Genomic DNA, 17,952 nt, shown 5'->3' on the forward strand with positions numbered 1-17,952 from the left:
ATACAGACTTAGATAATTTTGATTCCAGGATTTTTTATCTTGTTTTGAATCATTGCATTTAGCAATAATGGTGTGGACATTTCAGCAAGATAAGACAACTCAATTGGTCCCAAGTAAATTGATCTTAAACCCTTAATTTCATCAATCAAAGTGTTTACTTTGGCAACTGAATCTTTATCATCACCACAAACAAAAATATCATAATCTAATTCTAGTGTAGGATTCACTAGCTTTTTCTCAGAAATTACATGAAATGCTGATACTAGTTTTGATTTGTCTTTCATGTGGTTTGATACAAGCTTGTATGAGAATGGTTTGTTATCTTTAATTGCTACACATTCAAAGCCAACATCTGTCTTTATCATTGGAACTATTGGAGATACAACAACACAACTATCACTAACTTCTGGTAAAATTCCTGAGCATACTGAATCAATATTCTCATATGGAATTGATAAAATTAAAACATCACTTTGTTTTGCAACTGAAACATTATCATTTCCAGTTACACTTCCATTTATTTTTCCAAATGCTTCTTTTGCAAGATTTGTATATTCTGCTGCTGATTCAGATGCTCTTGCAGCATCTCTAGATCCAATAATAACATCATGATTTTGAGACCATCTAAGTGCAAATCCTTTACCCATTCCACCTGTTCCGCCAATTATTCCAACTTTCATGATATCTATCTGACAATCTTATTATTATCTCTATTTGAATTTCGATCAAGTTGGGACAGATCATTTTTCTAAGGCACGGTCAGGCCAAAAATAATACTGAAAGAATTTTAGCTGGAAGAACAGATGGTATACCATTAACTGAAACTGGAATTCAACAAGCAGAGCATACTGCTGAATTAGTTAAACACATGAATATCTCTGCAATTTATTCCAGTCCAATTCAGAGAGCAAAACACACTGCTGAAATTGTTGGAAAACATAATTCAATTGATGTTAAAATTGATGAAAGACTAATTGAACTTGATATGGGAAAATTTACCGGAATGCCATATGATGAAATTTTTAACAGCCATGGAAATGTCTTTATGAAATTCTATAATGGTGAGCTAGAAATTGCTCATAATGGTGTTGAGACCTTCGCTGAAGTCAAAAAGCGAGTTTTAGGAATAGTTGATCATGTAGTTGAAAAACATCCCGATGAAAATGTACTACTTGTTACACACATGGATCCAATCAAAGCAATGATATCTACAATAGTTGATCTATCACCGACAAATCTCTTTGAATTAATCATTGCAAATGCATCACTTAACATCTTCAGAGAAAAAGAACGAAAGTTCTCCCTTTCAGGACTTAACGTAATGCATCCGTCAAGATTCGATCAAGGTTGGTAGCTAATAATCTTGAAAACCCTTAAATAGAAATTATTGACCACGTCAGTCAATCGCTAATGAAGGGTATTGTAGGATTATTCTTAGTATTGGCAGTTTTAGTATTAATTCCAGCTTTAGATTCTGTATTTGCAGCAGGTGATGAACCAGGCGAATACCTTGATCGTAGAGTTATCATTTGGAATTTGTTTTTTAGAATGATGACAGTGGCTTTTACTGTGGGTGCAGTAGTTTCTGGAACAATTATCTGGCTTGTATGGAGATTCCGTGAATCCCATCCAAAAGCAAAACCAACACCATATGAGGGGACTGACTGGTAGACATGGGTGGACACTCAAATTGGCCTGAATGGATTTACGTTGCAGTAGTTATTGCATTAATGACTTGGGTTGGTGCAGAAGCTTGGGAAGCAGAAAGATTAGTTGAACATGTTCCTGAAGATGCTGAAGTAATCAAAGTAACAGGCCAACAATGGTTCTGGACTTTTGAACATGAGGATGGAACAAAAGAGATTGGTGAGCTACATGTTGAAGTTGGCAAGGCATACAAATTTGAAGTAATGTCAAAAGATGTCAATCACTCTTTTAACATTCATGATTATGTTGTTTTAATGGATGCAATTCCTGGTAGAGTAAACACAGTTTGGTTTGCACCAGATGCACCAGGTGTTCATGACATTCAATGCAGAGAGTATTGTGGTTTAATTCACTATAACATGCGTGGAACACTCTATGTGGAGGATCACAGTTGATAACGCTTTTATCACAACTCTCAATTGCTTTTTGTGAGGAGATTAACTAATGGTTCTAGAATTACAAAAGCCACGACCAATCTGGCAAATTATGTTCTCAACACACCACACTGATGTTGGTTTACTATATCTAATTACATCACTAGCATTCTTATTCTTAGGTGGAACTCTTGCACTAGCAATCAGAGCAGAACTGTTCTTGCCAGGATCACAAATCATTGCAGATTCTATGACCTTTAACAGAATCTTTACAGTTCATGGAACTACTTTGATCTTTTTGTTTATCATTCCATTTGCATCTGCAGTTGGAAACTATTACGTTCCAATCATGGTCAGATACAAAGACATGGCATATCCAAAACTTAATGCAATTGCATTTTGGATGATTCCACCTGCAGGTGCTCTTATCTGGTTAGGCTTTGCAGACTTTACATGGTATGCAACTCCACCATACTCTATTATCAGTGCTCCTGGTCCTGCTGCTGACATGTGGATATTTGGACTAAAGATTTTAGGAATTTCATCAGTACTTGGCGCAATTAATTTTATAGTAACTATTCTCAAATGTAAACATCCAGACATGTCCATTGGACAAGTGCCATTATTAGCTTGGTCATTTTTATCATCATCTTTGATTATCATTGTTGCAATTCCAACATTTGCAGCAGCACTACTCATGCTACTTACAGATAGACTTGGAGTTAGTGGGTTCTTCAATCCTGCAATGGGTGGAGATCCAATTGCATATGCTCACCTATTCTGGTTTACATTCCATCCTGAAGTGTATGTTTTGGTAATTCCAGCAATTGGTATGATGTATGAGATAATTCCAAGATTCTCAAGAAAACCAATCTTTAGCTACAACTCTGGAGTATTTGCATTTGTATTGTTATCTATTGTAGGATTCTCATCATGGGCTCATCATATGTATGCAACAGGAATGTCATTTACTGAGAAAACAGTCTTTATGGTAGGAACTCTTGCAGCAGTTCCAGCATCTGCAATGCACGTCTTTAACTTTATTGCAACAATGTGGAATGGCAGAATTAAATTCCTAACCCCAATGATGTGGTCAGTTGGAGGAATTGCTTTATTCTTTTCAGCAGGAGCCGGTGGTGTGGTTAACAGTGCAATGCCATTAGACTTTACAACACACGATACCTATTGGGTAGTTGGTCACTTCCATCTATTTGTGATGGGAACAATTGCATTTGGATCAATTGGTTATCTTTACTACATGTTCCCATATGTAACTGGAAGAATGTACAATGAAACTATGGGCAAGATTCACTTTATTTTATCATTTATTGGAACAGTACTGGTATTCTTCACACAACACGTACTAGGACTATATGGAATGCCAAGAAGAATTTTTGATTATCCACCAATCCCAGAATGGATTGCAATGAACCAAATCGCATCTGTAGGTGCAATGATTATTGGTGTAAGCATGGCGATATTCTTAGCAAACATGATCCACAGTTCTGGAAAAGGAAAACTTGCAGACATTCACGACCCATTTGGTCTTGGAGGCAAGTACTACTATCCATTTGAGGCAAAGAACCCATCCCACTAGGAGAAAAATGAAATGAGTCACGATAATTCCCAAACAGTTTACAGAACAACTACTACCAGAACCGGAAAGATGATGGCAATCATGCTTGGAATCTGTATTGTTGGTGGAGTGATCTTCTTTTCAATGTGGGACTATTGGATTTCACAACCAGCCCCAGTTGTGGGAATGATGAGTGAAACCATTGAGCATGATGTACAAGCAGCTTTTACTGGAGTTCATATTCCAGTTGAACTTTCATTTATAGAATCTCCGGACTTTAGAACTTTAGCGTTTAATGCATTACCTGGTGAACCAAATCACAATCCAACCATTACAATGGATGTTGGTGATGAAATTAATTTCTCTGTTGTTAATGAAGGTAAATCATTTCATGCATTTGGTGTTACAGCCGCAGATGAAGGGTTTGGAGGAATTATTCCAGGAAGTGAAATTGCAGCACCCTCTAATCCATTAAAACCAGGAGAAGGTGGAGAATCTAAATTTATTGCGGGTGAAGAAGGAGTATACTATTACATTTGTACAGTTCCTGGTCATAGAGAACAAGGAATGGTTGGTAGAATCGTTGTTGGAGGTGCTTCAGTTGAAGATCTAGTAGAGACCGCACCAACACCAGAAGTAATGAAAGAAATTGCAGCACCAGAAGTAATGAAAGAAATTACAGCATCAGTACCTGTAACATATGATGGAGTAATTTCTATTCCAGATGGTTCAGGAATTCCTGGTTGTGATGAAACAAACGAATGTTATCTTCCAAGTCATGTTGTAGTTTCAGCAGGTGAGGAAATTACTTGGTCCAATGATGACACAGCAGCTCATACGGTAACCAGTGGAACCCCTGCAGATGGTGCTGATGGAAAATTTGACAGCAGTTTGTTTATGGCAGGTGGTACATTTTCAGTAACATTAGATGAAGCAGGTGACTATCCATATTTTTGTATGGTACATCCTTGGATGACTGGTGTCATTACAGTTAACTAGAATCGAAAAATTTTGGCAATCCAATACTTAGCACTGGCAACAATGATAGTTTTGTATTCATTGATGTTTATTGGTGGATATATATCAGCAGCTGGACTTGGATTGACTTGTCCTGAATGGCCTTTATGTCCAAACGGTGTGATGCCTTCTGAAGAATATCTTATTGAATGGATTCATAGAACAACTGCTGCAACAACTGGAATACTAGTTGTTTCAACAATGATTGCAAGCTTGATAAACAAAAACTCTGATCTGAAAATAAAAATTACTAGCTCCCTTGCAACTGCCTTAGTAATTACACAAATTACACTTGGCGCTCTAGTCATTGATACAAAACTTCACGCAGTACTAGTTGCAGTTCATTTGGGAATTGGAATTTGGTTATTTGCAATGGTGTTGCTTACAACATTGTTTGCATTTAGAATCTCAAGAATTCCTCTAAAGACTAAAGTTTAGATTTTTTAAACATCTTTGGTAGGTAAATGTATATCATCATTCCTCCAAAACATAGAGCACCTACTGTAATTGCTGCAATGAAAATCATTCCAAATGGACTTTGAGTTCCCATGTTAAATGTATAAGTTAAAACTCCTGACTTTCCTCCCATATCATACAAATCTATCTTTACAATATGGTTTCCTTGATTTCTCCACACATAATCAAAATCCCAATGACCACCTTCAATTGATTTTGGTGGAATTGTATCTACTTGTTGTTCATTGAAAAAAACTCTGATTCCCATTGTAAATCTGTCAACTTCTTTAAAATCTGAATCAGTGACTCTTACCAAAAATTGTGATGGCTCGCCAATCTGTGGAAATTCTGGAGCAGTAGCTACCTGAACTCTATACCCTGCATAGAACTCTTCAGCTGAATTAAACATTGAATGAGCATATACATCATGAAATAATGGAATCAATAGTAGCAAAAACAAGATCAGAAATATTGATCGCTTTTTTGTCATCTCAATAATGTTGATTTTCGATGAATATATTGTAAATCAATTTCCTTTGGAAAATCTTCAAAACCTTTAAATCCTAATTGGCAAGACACAGAAACGTTGACACTCGTTTCAAAATCAATCGATATTAAAACACCTGTCGAGAATGTATTTACTTATTTTGCAAGACCAGAACACGTTTCTGACCAGATAAAATCTGATGCTGTAGGCATGACTGTCGTTCCTATGGATATTAAGGAAGGAATGGGCGTAGGTACAACCTTTAGAATTATCGGTGACTTTAGTGGTAAACGATTAGAGTGGGATTGTGAGACAACTGAATTTGTTAGAAACGAAAAGATTTCTGCAAAACAAATTGAGGGTCCATTTAAGAAATGGCAAATCACAAATGAATTCAAGGCATTAGGTGGTAATCTTACCAGAGTAACAATGTCCGTAGATTATGAGATGCCATTTGGCCCACTAGGTGCAATCTTAGATAAAGCAAAGTTTGCAAAATCAGCTGAGAAAGGAATGGAGACTGCTCTTTACAACGTTAGAGGGTTACTAGAAGGCAATGGTTCAATTCCAGTTTACATCACACTAGATGCATACCAAAAACTTTTAGCTGAAAAGAAAAAGATGAATGATGTTCCAGTTTCAACTGCACTTACTGCAATCTTAGAAAAATACAGCGAAATCGAAGCTAAAGCACAAAACTAGATTTTCTTTTATTTTATAATCTTAAGATTAATAACAACTCTGGGCATAGCTCCGTTGGTGGGTCTATGGCGCAGCCAGGTAGCGCACCGGACTCTTAATCCGGTTGTCGAGGGTCCGAATCCCTCTAGACCCGCTTAAAAATAATATCAAACTAATCTAAAATGTTTTGAGAAAAAACTAGTGTTTAACTTCTGTATACTTTTTTGCAAGAACAAGCAATTCATCAACACCTAATGGTTTTGAAATTACTTTGATTAATCCCTGTTTGACTGCTTCTTGATTTTTTGGTTCAAACTCTGAGAAACCAGTTACAATCACAACATTAGCATTTTTGTCAATCTCTTTGATTTGTTTGAATGCTTCATATCCATCAAGAATTGGCATATCTCCATCCATAATTACTAGGGATGGTTTTGACTGTCTGAATTTTTCAACGCCTTCTTGACCATTCATTGCAGTTTCAACATTAAACTCATGTAATTCCAAGATTTCTTTGTAAATTCCAATTAAATCCTCATCGTCCTCTACCACCAGTACCAATCTTTTCATGCCCAAATAATACTCTCATACTATCCTATTAAAGACTCCGTCTGTAGAAAATATTACGTATTGATGATTATGTATTATTTTTGTCAAGAATTTTTGAGGCAATAAGCGATTGAAGATTGATGAGAAGATATATCCATCTATAATAATAAAAAATATGATGTTAAGAGGTTTAGAAATTGCGTACTGATCTTGTAAGAAAAACTTCTGGAAATGAGAATAGATCAATTCTCATTGGTTTAGTTATTGTTTTGCTGATCTTTACTGCAATTTATCAACTAAGACCATTTTTGGATGATGAAGAATTCATGTGGATCTCTATTCCTACATATGCAATTACTCCTGCAGTGCTAACTGCATACTCTTCAATTCTTGCAGTAAAATTATTTAAACAAAAACATTTTCAGGCAAAAGCCTTTGCGCTATTTGCTATAGGGGCAGCATTTTGGTTTGTTGCTGAACAAATTTGGCAAGCATATGATCATGTTTGGGAAGGAGAACCATTCCCATCTGAAGCTGATATTTTCTATGTTGGCGCTTATCCGTTAATGATCGCATTTTTGTTCATGTCGTTAAAGCCTGCAATGAAATCTATCAAAAAACCTGTCTGGCTGTTTGCTATCGGATTATCATTTTCATTTTTAATTCCATCTATAATGGCTGCATATGATGATATGGAAGGAGAAGATCTATTTCCAACATCAATAGCTCTTGCATATCCAATTTTAGCTTCCATTCAGCTTGTTCCGGCAATTGTTGGAATAATGTTTCTAACTAAAAGAGGAGCAAACTTTTCTTGGATGCTTATTTTATTTGGATTTATAGTATACAATATCTCTGATACTTTCTTTTTATTCGCAGAATTAGATGGAAGCTACTATGATGGTCATCCAGTTGATCTAATGTATGTCTATAGCTTTGTTTTACTAATTTTTGCTTTTCATATACGTCTCCAAATTGCAAATAATCCAACTGAAGAAAATAGGGCAATGTTTTTTTCAGAAAATATTCAATTTGAGACAATTAGTAGATTTGGAATTCCGTTGACTTTGGCAATTGTTTGTATGGTGATTCTTATCTCTTTAGTTAATGCAATATTTCTAGAAACAGATGAGGATATCTCTGCTCAAAATTTGATGGTTGGAGTTGTAGCTATGTTAGCTGTTTTTGCAGTAATTGTAATTACAATTAACAAAAATCTTTCTCGTCTAGTTAGAATGAGAACTCAAGAGTTAATTGAACAAAGAGATAATCTTGAGGATCTTGTGGAAGAAAAAACTCATGAAATTCTCAAATCGGAAAGATTATCTGCTATAGGTGAATTATCTGGGCGTCTAGCACATGATTTGAGAAATCCATTATCTGTAATGAAAATGTCAATTGATCTTCTCAAACAAAATCCTGCTGATACTAAAATATCTGATGAAAAAGTAACTAAGAGAATTGATTTAATTGAGAAGAGCATTGATAGAATATCTCATCAAGTCGATGATGTTTTAGAATATGTTAGAAATTCTCCGTTAAAATTAATCTCACTTAATGTTAAAGAATTGATCCAAAGTTCTGCTGAAAAAGTTAACATACCTGATGATGTAACATTGAATATTTCTGGAAACGATGTAAAGATAAACTGTGATCCAATAAAACTCGATGCTGTATTCATTAATCTCATCATTAATTCGATTCAGGCAATGCATGAAGGTGGTAAAATTGACATAAAAATCTCTGAAAAAGAAAAATATGCAATAATTCAGGTTATTGATTCTGGGGAAGGAATATCTGAAGAGAACATGGCAAAAATATTTGAACCTCTATTTACCACAAAACAAAAGGGAACTGGTCTTGGATTGGCAAGCTGCAAAAATATTGTTGAGCAGCATGATGGTGAAATATCTGTAACAAACAACCCAACTACATTTACAATAAAAATCCCAACTACTCTTTCAGTATCAATTCCAAAACCTAAAACAACCTAAATTCTATAATTTTCTTAATAAGGTGAATCTACTCTTATCGGGATCAATTTCCTCATGCATATCCACATTGCTAACAATTTTTACGTTATAATCAAGCCACCTCTGTTTCATATTACGAAATTTATGGAACTCGTCAATTTGTTTTTCTGATTCTTCAAATTTTTCACAATTCATAATGTATTTTCTTGCAACTCTATGCATCTCTGAAACTCCTTTCTTTAGAGTCTCATCGTCAAGATAATTCAATAACTGGTGTGTAAAAACAAAATCTATTGATGAATCTTCAAATGGCAACTCTGCAATATTTCCAATTCTAAAAGTTGCATTTGGTTGCTTTTCTCTTGCAATTTCTAACGCGTTCTCATTTAGATCTATTCCATTTACATCAAAAGAATCAGGAAATAATCTTAGATCTATTCCTGTTCCACATCCAATCTCTAAAACACTAATGCATCGAAGTGATACTGCTAAATCTTTTGTAAATTTTGCAAATTCTTCATTATATCTTTCTTCATTTGCATTTGTATACTTGTCCCAAAATTCTTTGTTGTAAGTCATAAGATATTTTGATTATAGATGTATTTGATATTAGATGTTTAGTGCGTACATTTGCATGGCACAAGCTTTGTATCAAATGTACAATCGTGTGGGCCATCTGATTTTCCTTGGGTTGGAATCTCTTTCATACACTCATCATGTCTGCCTTTTCTGCAAAACCAGCAGATCTCCTCTGTATCCCCTGTTGCACAAGAGTCCATGAATAATTATCGTTATTTGGAGGTAAAAAACTTCGTGAATTAGACAAATGTCAACCATGGCAAGAATCTTTCATCTTTTGCCATTACTACATCTGTAAATGATTTTTGTAGTTGCTTTGTTATATTTCCCATATTTCCTGTTCCAATCTTTACCTTGTCAACTTGAGTCACTGATTTTACCTCAGCTGCAGTTCCCGTCATGAAAATCTCATCTGCTGTATAGAGATCATCTCGTTCCAAGTCTCGTTCAATTACAAAGCCACCATTTTCTTCTATTAATTGGATTATACTGTCTCTTGTAATTCCCTCTAGTCCTCCAGCTGATAGAGGTGGTGTTTGAATAATGTCATCTTTTACAACAAAGATATTTTCTGCACTTCCTTCTGCGATCTTTCCATGTGAGTTTAACATAATTGCCTCATCATACCCATTCTCTAATGCCTCCATTCTTGCAAGTGCTGCATTAGCATAGTTTGATGCAGCTTTTGCTTGCATTGGTTGAGATCTTGAATCAATTTTGATCCAACTTGAAACTTTGCATTTTGCACCAGAGAACTTTCCTGCCTTTGATTCTCCCATTTTCCATTCCCAACATGCAATGGAGACATCTACTTTATTCTCTGTAGGAGTAAGACCCATTGTTCCATATCCATAATATGCTAGTGGTCTGATGTAACACTCTTTGAGACCACTTGTCTTTACGGTTTTAATTATTGCATCTGAAATTTGTTTTTTTGTAAATTGCATTTTCATTGAATATAATTTTGCAGACTTGAAGAATCTGTCCACATGTTCTGGTAATCTGAAAATAACTGATCCTTTTGGAGTATTGTAACATCTAATTCCTTCAAAGATTGATGTGGAATAATGTAATGCATGTGTCAATACGTGAACTTTGGCATCTTTGAATGGTACTAGTTTTCCATTCATCCAAATTTTACCAATCTCCTTCATAGGAGAGGAAAAAAAACATGCTAATTTAAAGAATTATCTTTTGCAGGAATATCTTGGATGATTTGTAAAGTAAATAACTGATGAATGGGAAATTCTAACATGGAATGGATATTAGGCTTTGTAGCAATTGCATTACTAGTTGTAGGCTTGGTTGGACAGGCTTTTGAGATGAGAAAGATTCGAAAGTCAACATACAAAGACGATGAGCTAGCCTCAGCTAATATTTTTATGAATAAGAAGAATCTCAAGTGGTACGCATTACTTGGAGTTGGAATTGTTTTGTGGTACGCAGCTGAGCGTATGTAAAATGATCTATATAGATCAGGTCTAAATACTAGAAATTCTAACATATAATATCGCGTGTTTTGGGTAACGCCCGGACTAAATCTAGATAACGGTCCAAGAACAAACCCTTAGTGGTGATACTGGTGAAAACCGGTAAAACCACACTTATCCTAAATAAAATTAATCTCTAAAACTTCTTTGTGTACTGCACTGATTGCTTTTCTAATGTTGTCATTAGTATCTTCTACTACGATAATTATTCTTGATGTCTCTTCTTGTGCATCCATGTTTAGTATGTTTAATCCAGCTTGGCCAATCTTTGCACTAGTCCTTGATGCAACCTGCTGAACTCTCCACATCTCATCACCAATTAATGTAATTACTCCTCTGTTGTAGGTAATTGTAGCTAGAGAATCAAAACCTAGGAGATATTTTTCATTTCTCTTTACATATTCTCCATCAAGAAATAGAATTCTTGAGAAATCTATTCCGTCTTTTGCAAATGGTGATAGTATGATAAACTCGCTGTATCTCTTATCTTTCTCAAGTGATGTAAGTAGTCTTTGAATGCAATTAGTTTCAATTCTAAATATTGCGCAATTCTCTTTTCCTGTAACGATCTTAATTGGATGACCCTTTTGCTCATCTAAGACTCTCTTAATTGTTGTAGTCTTTGATGGATCTTTCATATTTGTAATCGTAATTGGCATGTCTACTCCGTTTTCAACTATCTCTTTGATAGCAATTGGATCTAGGATTTTCATTCCAAACATCCCAGCTAGTCTTGCCTCATTGTATGAGAGCTGCTCAACTTCGGTTAATCCTGACTCTACTATCTTTGGATCAGCTGATACTACTGAGCTATCCTTCTCAAAGTCTATGCTTGTTTGATATTTTTTGTAAAATAATATTCCAAGATCAGCTGCTGTTCTATCAGAGCCTCCACGCTCATATGTAGTCGTAACATTATCTACTGTCTTTCCGATAAATCCTCCAATTGTAACCACCTCGTTATTCTCAACCATTTCTGCCATCTTGCCAATCTTCTCACGTGATTCAGAAATTTTAAAATTCGTTGATTCTATGTTGTTATCCGTAATAATTGGCCAATCCTCAAAACTTACAGCATCACTCTTTCTGCCATTGCTTCTTAGAATGTAGTTCATAACATGAGACATCAATATCTCACCAGAGAATGCTAATGCCCTTGAGCGTACCTCGTCAGCAAATTCTTTGTTTGATAATGCCTCATCAAGTGCCTTTTGTGCATTTTGTAGATATGATTCAACTGTTTTTTTGCACTGGCTTATGTTCTCAGCATTTACCATTTCTAGAATTTTCTGATATGTTGCCTTGACATCATCTAATGATGGTGTGATACCATTCTCAGCATTTTGCCCTTGTTTTATTATAACATCAGTTAGTGAGCGCTTTTTTCCATCAATGATAGTTAGTGGTGCAGAAAACACCGCAATTACTTTGGAGTCTTTTTTTAAATCATTAATTCTAGATACAATTTCTGGAATTGATGTTCCGTTTGGGCCAATAGCACTTCCTCCAAACTTTGCAACTACTAACTTAGTCATGGTATTTTTTCAAAGCTTTATGGCCTTCTATTAAGCATTTGATTGGATTATCTCTGAAATGATATGAGCTGTTTTTTCTGCACCATTTGTATTGATCTGATTTCTTTTTTCTTCAAGTTTTTCTAAAATTAAAGAGTCTAGTCTGTTTATATCCTCAAAGACAAATCCTTGTTCTTTTGCATTGTCTTCTTGCTCAAAATGACCCTTTATTGGAATGAATATTGAGGGTGTTCCATAATATCTGGCCTCATCTATGGTTGATTTTCCTGCAAGAGATATCAAAACATCTGCAGCATAGATGTATTCATGTAGGTTATTTACAAATCCTTCATTTCGTACATTTTCAAATTTTCTACTAACGGCAGGACCTGCTACTAGAATAATTTCAAAATCTTGATTGATCTTTGAGATTGCATCTAGGGCTTTTTGTATGAGAAAAATTCCTGAACTTGTTCCACCAATAGATATGAGAATTGTTTTTTTTACAAATGAGAACTTTTCTCTTAATTGTTCTCTTGTTGAATTTGTTTGTCTAACTATTGGTCCGACTCTTCTGATATTATCATGATTATCACCAACTTCTGGAAGAATAACTATGTCGCATTTTTTGATTAAATCTCTCATTGATTTGTTCATCTTTTTCTCAATTAGCGATGCTAATCCTTTGGTGAATCTAGTCTCTAAAATATCTGTGATTAGAACAGTTGGAATTTTTTTATGTTGTGCATTGCTTAGGGATGCAAAATCCTCGTCACTAACTACCAAATCCGGTTTGTCATGCTCTAGAATCTTTTGAGAAGTGCTTTTGCAGTCTTTATAGTATTGATAATAATTCCACAACCACTTTGCTGTACTTTGCAGTGTTCCATTATTAATAATAAAATCTGGTGGATTGTATACGTCTTGTACATTAAAATCTAAATTCTTTAAAATTTTAGCAGCTCCACTACCTGTAACAAAATTTATTGAAATGTTTTGGAAATTATTTACAATTGCAATATCTCTTGTTACATGACCTAATCCAATTGGACTAGAAAAAAAATTCAAAGCATTCATGAATTTCTTTGAAATTTAATCAAATTTCTAGATTCTGACTTGTCTCAAAGTTTAAATGGTTTTTAGAAAGGTAGGTTTCTGGGCTCATAGTCCAGGTCGGTTATGACGTCGCCCTTACACGGCGAAGATCCGGGGTTCAAATCCCCGTGGGCCCATATTAACTTCATAAAGTAATACTTTTTAGTGATTTTTATGCTTAGAATTACTCAATTTGTAACATTGATCGCATTACACTTTACTGCAAATAAATTACATTTAATTAATTTCATCATTTCATACTCTTAATGACTAAAACAACGCAAATAACTACCGTAATGATCGCAGTACTCTTACTTGGAAGTACAACAGGACTTTCATTTGCACAAAATGATTTTTCTGTAACAAAAACTGCAAACCCTATTGATATCAATGTGTTAGGTTCTGGAATTGATGAAACCACTACAATCACTATTACCGTTACTGGTTTTGGTGGAGAAACTATCAATGAGATAGATGGAGACATTATGTTGGTCTTAGATGAATCTGGAAGCTTAGACTCAAATGAGTTTAACCAAATGAGAAACTTTGCAATAGCACTTGTAAATGCATTTGATTTCACTAACACCAATACTCAAATGGGGGTTGCATTGTTCTCTGGAAATTCAATTTCAAGCACTGATGGAAAACTTTCTAGAGTTCTTGTATCTTTAACTGATGATAAAACTACTCTTCTTAATGCACTCAATGGTATGACCTCTCAAGGGGGATTCACATGCATTGGATGTGGTCTTGAAAGAGCAGTAGATGAGTTTACAGCTAATGGAATTCCTGGTAATGTTCCAATCACAATAGTCTTGACTGATGGTCAAAACAACAGACCTATCTCAAATCCTTCGACATTTCTTAATCAACAAGTACAAAGCTTAGCTAATCTTGGTTCTGTAAATGTTGCAATAGGTATAGGTAATGGTGTGGACCAATCTGAACTCCTAACTATCGCTGGAGATCCTTCAAGAGTATTCCTGAGTCCTAATTTTGCAGAACTACAGGCACTTATTGATACCATTCTTGAAGATGTTGTTGTTAACAATGCACCTTCACAAGTTTCACTTGTAGAAACGACCAATGAGTATATTGTTAACCATTCAACTATTGTGCCAAGTCCAGATTCACAAACCACTTTAGTTGGTGGTCAAGTTCAACTTGTCTGGAATGATATTGGTTCTAAAACTGATGTTGGTGACACTGATGGATTATTAGAAGAAGGTGAAACATTTACAGTTTCATTTGATGTTCAGTCTAATCAAATCGGAGACAATCTTGATGTAAATGATCTAACCAATTCTGAAATTACTTTTGTAAGTGCAGATAGTACACCTGGTTCATCTCCTCTTGTTCAGACAACCATTAATGTCAATGGAGCACCAATTGCAGATCCACAGTTTGTTTCTATAGATGAAGACACACCAAAAGACATTGTACTTACAGGAAGTGACCCAAATGGTGATGTGTTAACATTTACGATCGATACAAATCCAATGTTTGGAACACTATCTGATTTCAATGCAAATACCGGACAAGTAAAGTATACTCCAGATGAGAACTTTTGGGGTTTTGATTCATTTACTTTTACTGTAAATGATGGAACTCTTACTAGTATTCTAGCTACTGTTGATATTGAGGTAATTGCAGTAAATGATCCACCAACATGTGATGATGCAACAGCTTCTGTTGTGTCACTGTGGCCACCAAATCATAAATTCAGTGATGTTACTGTCAATATGAGTACTACAGATGTGGATGGTGATTCAGTACTTGTAATGATCTCAAGCATATTCCAAGATGAACCAGTTGACGGTACCGGTTCTGGTGATACTGCACCTGATGCAGAATTTTCTGATGATGATATGTTGTCAGTAAAATTGAGAGCAGAACGTTCTGGTAATGAAAACGGAAGAGTTTACACCATTTCAGTAATAGCTGATGATGGTCATGGAGGTAGTTGTACTGGTCAAGTTCTAGTTGGTGTACCACATGACAAGAAGGATATTCCTTTCAATGATGGTGCAACATACGACTCGACACAAATCCCATAACCTTTTTTTCTTTTTTTGAATTTTTAGAAAAACAATTTCAAAGATCATTTCACGCCTAAATGCGTCCATTTTAATCCCCAAAACAGTAGGTGAATCCCCGTGGGCCCACTTTTTTAGGAATAAAATTAGACGCAAATTCTTGACTTTTGTTATATGTGTTGCCAGTGGAACTTTCAAAAATGGTTCAGGCCTTTGTTGATTTATGATCCCAATTGGTGGTTGAAGACCAACACAGACTGATGAAATTGTTGTAATTGATACAAATAGCCTGGAAATTATTGATAGATTATCTCTTGATAAAATTCCTTTTTGGATTGAAGTTCCAGGAAATCAATAATATGAATTAAAAATAAAAAAGAAATTATTTTGTAAGTACTATGGAGTAGCTTACAGTGAATGGTTCTGAGTTCATTGTATGAAGTGCCAAAGCATTTCCTGAGAACATTGTAGAGCCAGCAGCCTTTGATGGTACCAATATTAGAGCATAATATGTTTCTCCATCAGGAGTCCAATATGGAAGTCCCATTAGCTGAGCTTTTGACATTGGTCCGAGTAATGTAACAATTTGAACAGGCTCAGATGCATCGTATGTCAGATGTCCTGCATATGATTTCTCATTAGGCCCTAACAGAACTGCAAGTTGATGAGTTTCATGTCCAACACCAGGATCTTGTTTTGATGTCATAGTTCCTTTTACCACTCTCTCACCTGAAGTAGAATGCTCAGTGTATGTTACAGAGTAGCTTACAGTGAATGGCTCAGTGTTCTTTGTATGAAGTGCTATTGCATTTCCTGAGAACTGCCATACACCTGAAGAAGTTTCTCTATCTACAAATGTTAAACCAAACTTTGTTTTACCATCAGTAGACCAAATTGCTTGTCCTTTATCCATTCCTTTTTTCAGTGGACCATGCAGTGCTACAAGCTGAACATTTTCAGATGCAGTATATGTAATGAATCCACGATAAGTGTTCTCACTTGGGGGAAGAATTATTGCAAGTTGATGATTCTCATGCCCTTGACCAGGATCTTGTACTGATGTGATAATACCATTTACAGTCTTTGGTACTTTTAATTGGGCTTCTTGTTTAGCTTTCTCCATTGTTTCAGCTTTTGCGTCTTTCTTTGGTACTTCTTTAGCTTTTTCAGCAGATTCTGTTTTCTTTTCAGATTTTACCTCTTCTTTCTTTTTTACCTCAGATTTCACTTCTTTTTGAGGTTCAGAACAGAGTCTATCACCGCAGACCTTTTTTGAGTTAATTACACTTGATGAAGTTCCTTTGCTTTTTAGAGCATCTGCAGAACCAATTAATCCCATTGGGGCGGCAATTGTACCTGTAAGTAATACAGCAACTGTGAAAATTGCTAAAAGTATTATTTTTGTCATTATGCTATGATTTTTCATACCTTATAAAAAAGATCAAAAACTAATCAAAATTCATTTTCAAAAAGCATACCACAAACTGTCCGTTATAGCCAAATATTTTTTTCCTGTTGATTAATTATGCAAACTGCTACCCAGTGCAAAATCGTCCAAAAGTCATTCCTGCAATCAACTCTAGTTAGAAGAGAGAATCAAACCTCTTTTCTATCTAGAGGTCAAATGAATTTTGATGATATTATGGGATTCTCCGATATCGATAACCCTTTGAGAAATTTTACTTATCAAATTAAGAGGAGGTGTATTTGATAATAATGAAAACAATCATGGCAATATCTGTAATGACAATCTTGGCTGCAGGAATGATTACTCCTGTTTTGCAAGACGTCTATGCATATCCAACTAAAGCACAACTAAGTGATGAAAAACTCAAAGCAAAATCATATGGTATTAAAACAAAAGATAAGATACCATTCAATGATCCACACACTCTAAAGCATGATGCATTTGGAAATGTAAAGAAAGAAGAAGTAAAGACATACAAGAAAATAGTTGAACAATACAATGCAAAACAGATTCTCAAAAATCTATACAAACTAGGATAATTTTTTTCCTATCTTCATCCTTTTTCCCCAGAAATGATCAATTTGTTCCATTTGGAACTCATAATATGTAAAAAATTGTCAAACACCATAAAAAAAATTCCTATTTAGTTATCCTACCGTCTTTACGCTTGAATCAGCAAAATCCTGAAATTTGATTAATTATAAAAAAATTTTTTGTTGCTAGCCTAGTAAACCGCTAGCAACAAAATATGCACCAGCACCCATTCCAATTACAGCACCAATTGCCATACAAATAAGATCAAACTTTACGACCTTCTTGAATGGGGCATGTACCATTTTATCCCATGTTGAGATTTGTTTTGTGTTCATGATTAGTAATACTCACAGTAATTCATCAAATTTGGTAAAATCCCTAAATGACTGGTAAGCTAATTTGTTGACTGGGGTTAA

At 35.1% G+C, this 17,952-nt stretch carries 21 protein-coding genes and 2 tRNA genes; 13 read left to right on the forward strand and 10 right to left on the reverse strand.

The window, feature by feature from the left end; genetic code table 11:
* Positions 1–8 precede the first annotated feature (8 nt).
* The gene (npdG, locus tag K5790_RS06820) at positions 9–680 is read right to left on the reverse strand and encodes an NADPH-dependent F420 reductase (protein ID WP_297593601.1); all 672 of its coding nucleotides are present in this window, start codon (positions 678–680) and stop codon (positions 9–11) included.
* A 50-nt stretch (positions 681–730) separates the two neighbouring features.
* Between npdG and K5790_RS06825 the strand changes: the two genes are divergently transcribed.
* The 6 genes from K5790_RS06825 to K5790_RS06850 are packed head-to-tail and all read left to right on the forward strand — an operon-like array spanning position 731 to position 5,112.
* Positions 731–1,354 (forward strand): histidine phosphatase family protein, encoded by a 624-nt coding sequence (locus tag K5790_RS06825; RefSeq protein WP_297593603.1) that lies wholly within the window; start codon positions 731–733, stop codon positions 1,352–1,354.
* Positions 1,355–1,410: 56 nt separating this feature from the next.
* Positions 1,411–1,671 (forward strand): heme transporter CcmC, encoded by a 261-nt coding sequence (locus K5790_RS06830; RefSeq protein ID WP_297593605.1) that lies wholly within the window; start codon positions 1,411–1,413, stop codon positions 1,669–1,671.
* Positions 1,672–1,673: 2 nt separating this feature from the next.
* Positions 1,674–2,102, forward strand: coding sequence for a hypothetical protein (locus tag K5790_RS06835; protein ID WP_297593607.1), 429 nt, complete (start codon positions 1,674–1,676; stop codon positions 2,100–2,102).
* Between the two features lie 49 nt (positions 2,103–2,151).
* On the forward strand, positions 2,152–3,678 hold the full coding sequence (locus K5790_RS06840; RefSeq protein ID WP_297593609.1) for a cbb3-type cytochrome c oxidase subunit I: 1,527 nt from the start codon (positions 2,152–2,154) through the stop codon (positions 3,676–3,678).
* 12 nt (positions 3,679–3,690) lie between these two features.
* Complete coding sequence (locus K5790_RS06845; RefSeq protein ID WP_297593611.1) at positions 3,691–4,656, forward strand: plastocyanin/azurin family copper-binding protein; 966 nt, start codon at positions 3,691–3,693, stop codon at positions 4,654–4,656.
* Between the two features lie 12 nt (positions 4,657–4,668).
* The gene (locus K5790_RS06850; RefSeq protein ID WP_297593612.1) at positions 4,669–5,112 is read left to right on the forward strand and encodes a COX15/CtaA family protein; all 444 of its coding nucleotides are present in this window, start codon (positions 4,669–4,671) and stop codon (positions 5,110–5,112) included.
* On the opposite strand, the gene K5790_RS06855 is transcribed toward K5790_RS06850, so the two are convergent.
* A complete protein-coding gene (locus K5790_RS06855) occupies positions 5,102–5,620 on the reverse strand; it encodes a hypothetical protein (RefSeq protein WP_297593613.1) in 519 nt (172 codons plus the stop codon). The two genes, K5790_RS06850 and K5790_RS06855, sit on opposite strands and share 11 nt — an antisense overlap.
* 96 nt (positions 5,621–5,716) lie before the next feature.
* On the opposite strand from K5790_RS06855, the gene K5790_RS06860 reads away from it, so the two are divergent.
* Together K5790_RS06860 and K5790_RS06865 are read left to right on the forward strand one after the other, a co-directional pair.
* Positions 5,717–6,319 carry an SRPBCC family protein gene (locus K5790_RS06860; protein ID WP_297593614.1) on the forward strand — a complete coding sequence of 201 codons (603 nt, stop codon included), beginning with the start codon at positions 5,717–5,719 and terminating at the stop codon, positions 6,317–6,319.
* Positions 6,320–6,378: 59 nt separating this feature from the next.
* Positions 6,379–6,452, forward strand: a tRNA-Lys gene (locus tag K5790_RS06865).
* A 44-nt stretch (positions 6,453–6,496) separates the two neighbouring features.
* Here K5790_RS06865 and K5790_RS06870 read toward each other — a convergent pair.
* Positions 6,497–6,850: a response regulator gene (locus tag K5790_RS06870; RefSeq protein WP_297593615.1), complete on the reverse strand. Its 354-nt coding sequence runs from the start codon at positions 6,848–6,850 to the stop codon at positions 6,497–6,499.
* Positions 6,851–7,044: 194 nt separating this feature from the next.
* On the opposite strand from K5790_RS06870, the gene K5790_RS06875 reads away from it, so the two are divergent.
* A complete protein-coding gene (locus K5790_RS06875) occupies positions 7,045–8,841 on the forward strand; it encodes a sensor histidine kinase (RefSeq protein WP_367182872.1) in 1,797 nt (598 codons plus the stop codon).
* Positions 8,842–8,844: 3 nt separating this feature from the next.
* Here K5790_RS06875 and K5790_RS06880 read toward each other — a convergent pair whose 3' ends face one another.
* Genes K5790_RS06880 through K5790_RS06890 form a run of 3 tightly spaced genes read right to left on the reverse strand, consistent with a single transcriptional unit; the run spans position 8,845 to position 10,553 of the window.
* Positions 8,845–9,399 (reverse strand): class I SAM-dependent methyltransferase, encoded by a 555-nt coding sequence (locus K5790_RS06880; RefSeq protein WP_297593617.1) that lies wholly within the window; start codon positions 9,397–9,399, stop codon positions 8,845–8,847.
* 38 nt (positions 9,400–9,437) lie between these two features.
* Positions 9,438–9,599 (reverse strand): hypothetical protein, encoded by a 162-nt coding sequence (locus K5790_RS06885; protein WP_297593619.1) that lies wholly within the window; start codon positions 9,597–9,599, stop codon positions 9,438–9,440.
* 39 nt (positions 9,600–9,638) lie between these two features.
* Positions 9,639–10,553, reverse strand: coding sequence for a branched-chain amino acid transaminase (locus K5790_RS06890; RefSeq protein WP_297593620.1), 915 nt, complete (start codon positions 10,551–10,553; stop codon positions 9,639–9,641).
* 99 nt (positions 10,554–10,652) lie between these two features.
* Between K5790_RS06890 and K5790_RS06895 the strand changes: the two genes are divergently transcribed.
* Complete coding sequence (locus tag K5790_RS06895) at positions 10,653–10,859, forward strand: hypothetical protein (protein ID WP_297593621.1); 207 nt, start codon at positions 10,653–10,655, stop codon at positions 10,857–10,859.
* 149 nt (positions 10,860–11,008) lie between these two features.
* Here K5790_RS06895 and K5790_RS06900 read toward each other — a convergent pair whose 3' ends face one another.
* A complete protein-coding gene (locus tag K5790_RS06900) occupies positions 11,009–12,424 on the reverse strand; it encodes an aspartate kinase (protein WP_297593622.1) in 1,416 nt (471 codons plus the stop codon).
* Between the two features lie 30 nt (positions 12,425–12,454).
* Complete coding sequence (locus tag K5790_RS06905) at positions 12,455–13,480, reverse strand: glycosyltransferase (protein ID WP_297593623.1); 1,026 nt, start codon at positions 13,478–13,480, stop codon at positions 12,455–12,457.
* 80 nt (positions 13,481–13,560) lie between these two features.
* On the opposite strand from K5790_RS06905, the gene K5790_RS06910 reads away from it, so the two are divergent.
* Together K5790_RS06910 and K5790_RS06915 are read left to right on the forward strand one after the other, a co-directional pair.
* Positions 13,561–13,635: transfer RNA gene (locus tag K5790_RS06910), tRNA-Val, on the forward strand.
* 129 nt (positions 13,636–13,764) lie between these two features.
* Positions 13,765–15,555: a VWA domain-containing protein gene (locus tag K5790_RS06915; RefSeq protein ID WP_297593624.1), complete on the forward strand. Its 1,791-nt coding sequence runs from the start codon at positions 13,765–13,767 to the stop codon at positions 15,553–15,555.
* Positions 15,556–15,916: 361 nt separating this feature from the next.
* On the opposite strand, the gene K5790_RS06920 is transcribed toward K5790_RS06915, so the two are convergent.
* Positions 15,917–16,942, reverse strand: a complete 1,026-nt coding sequence (locus K5790_RS06920; protein WP_297593625.1) for a hypothetical protein — start codon at positions 16,940–16,942, stop codon at positions 15,917–15,919.
* 308 nt (positions 16,943–17,250) lie between these two features.
* On the opposite strand from K5790_RS06920, the gene K5790_RS06925 reads away from it, so the two are divergent.
* The gene (locus tag K5790_RS06925) at positions 17,251–17,541 is read left to right on the forward strand and encodes a hypothetical protein (RefSeq protein WP_297593627.1); all 291 of its coding nucleotides are present in this window, start codon (positions 17,251–17,253) and stop codon (positions 17,539–17,541) included.
* A 180-nt stretch (positions 17,542–17,721) separates the two neighbouring features.
* Here the strand turns inward: K5790_RS06925 and K5790_RS06930 are convergent, their stop codons facing one another.
* Entirely contained in the window at positions 17,722–17,871 is a 150-nt protein-coding gene (locus tag K5790_RS06930; RefSeq protein WP_297593629.1) for a hypothetical protein, read from the reverse strand.
* Positions 17,872–17,952 lie beyond the last annotated feature (81 nt).

The organism is Nitrosopumilus sp., from assembly GCF_025698945.1.
Lineage (GTDB): Archaea > Thermoproteota > Nitrososphaeria > Nitrososphaerales > Nitrosopumilaceae > Nitrosopumilus.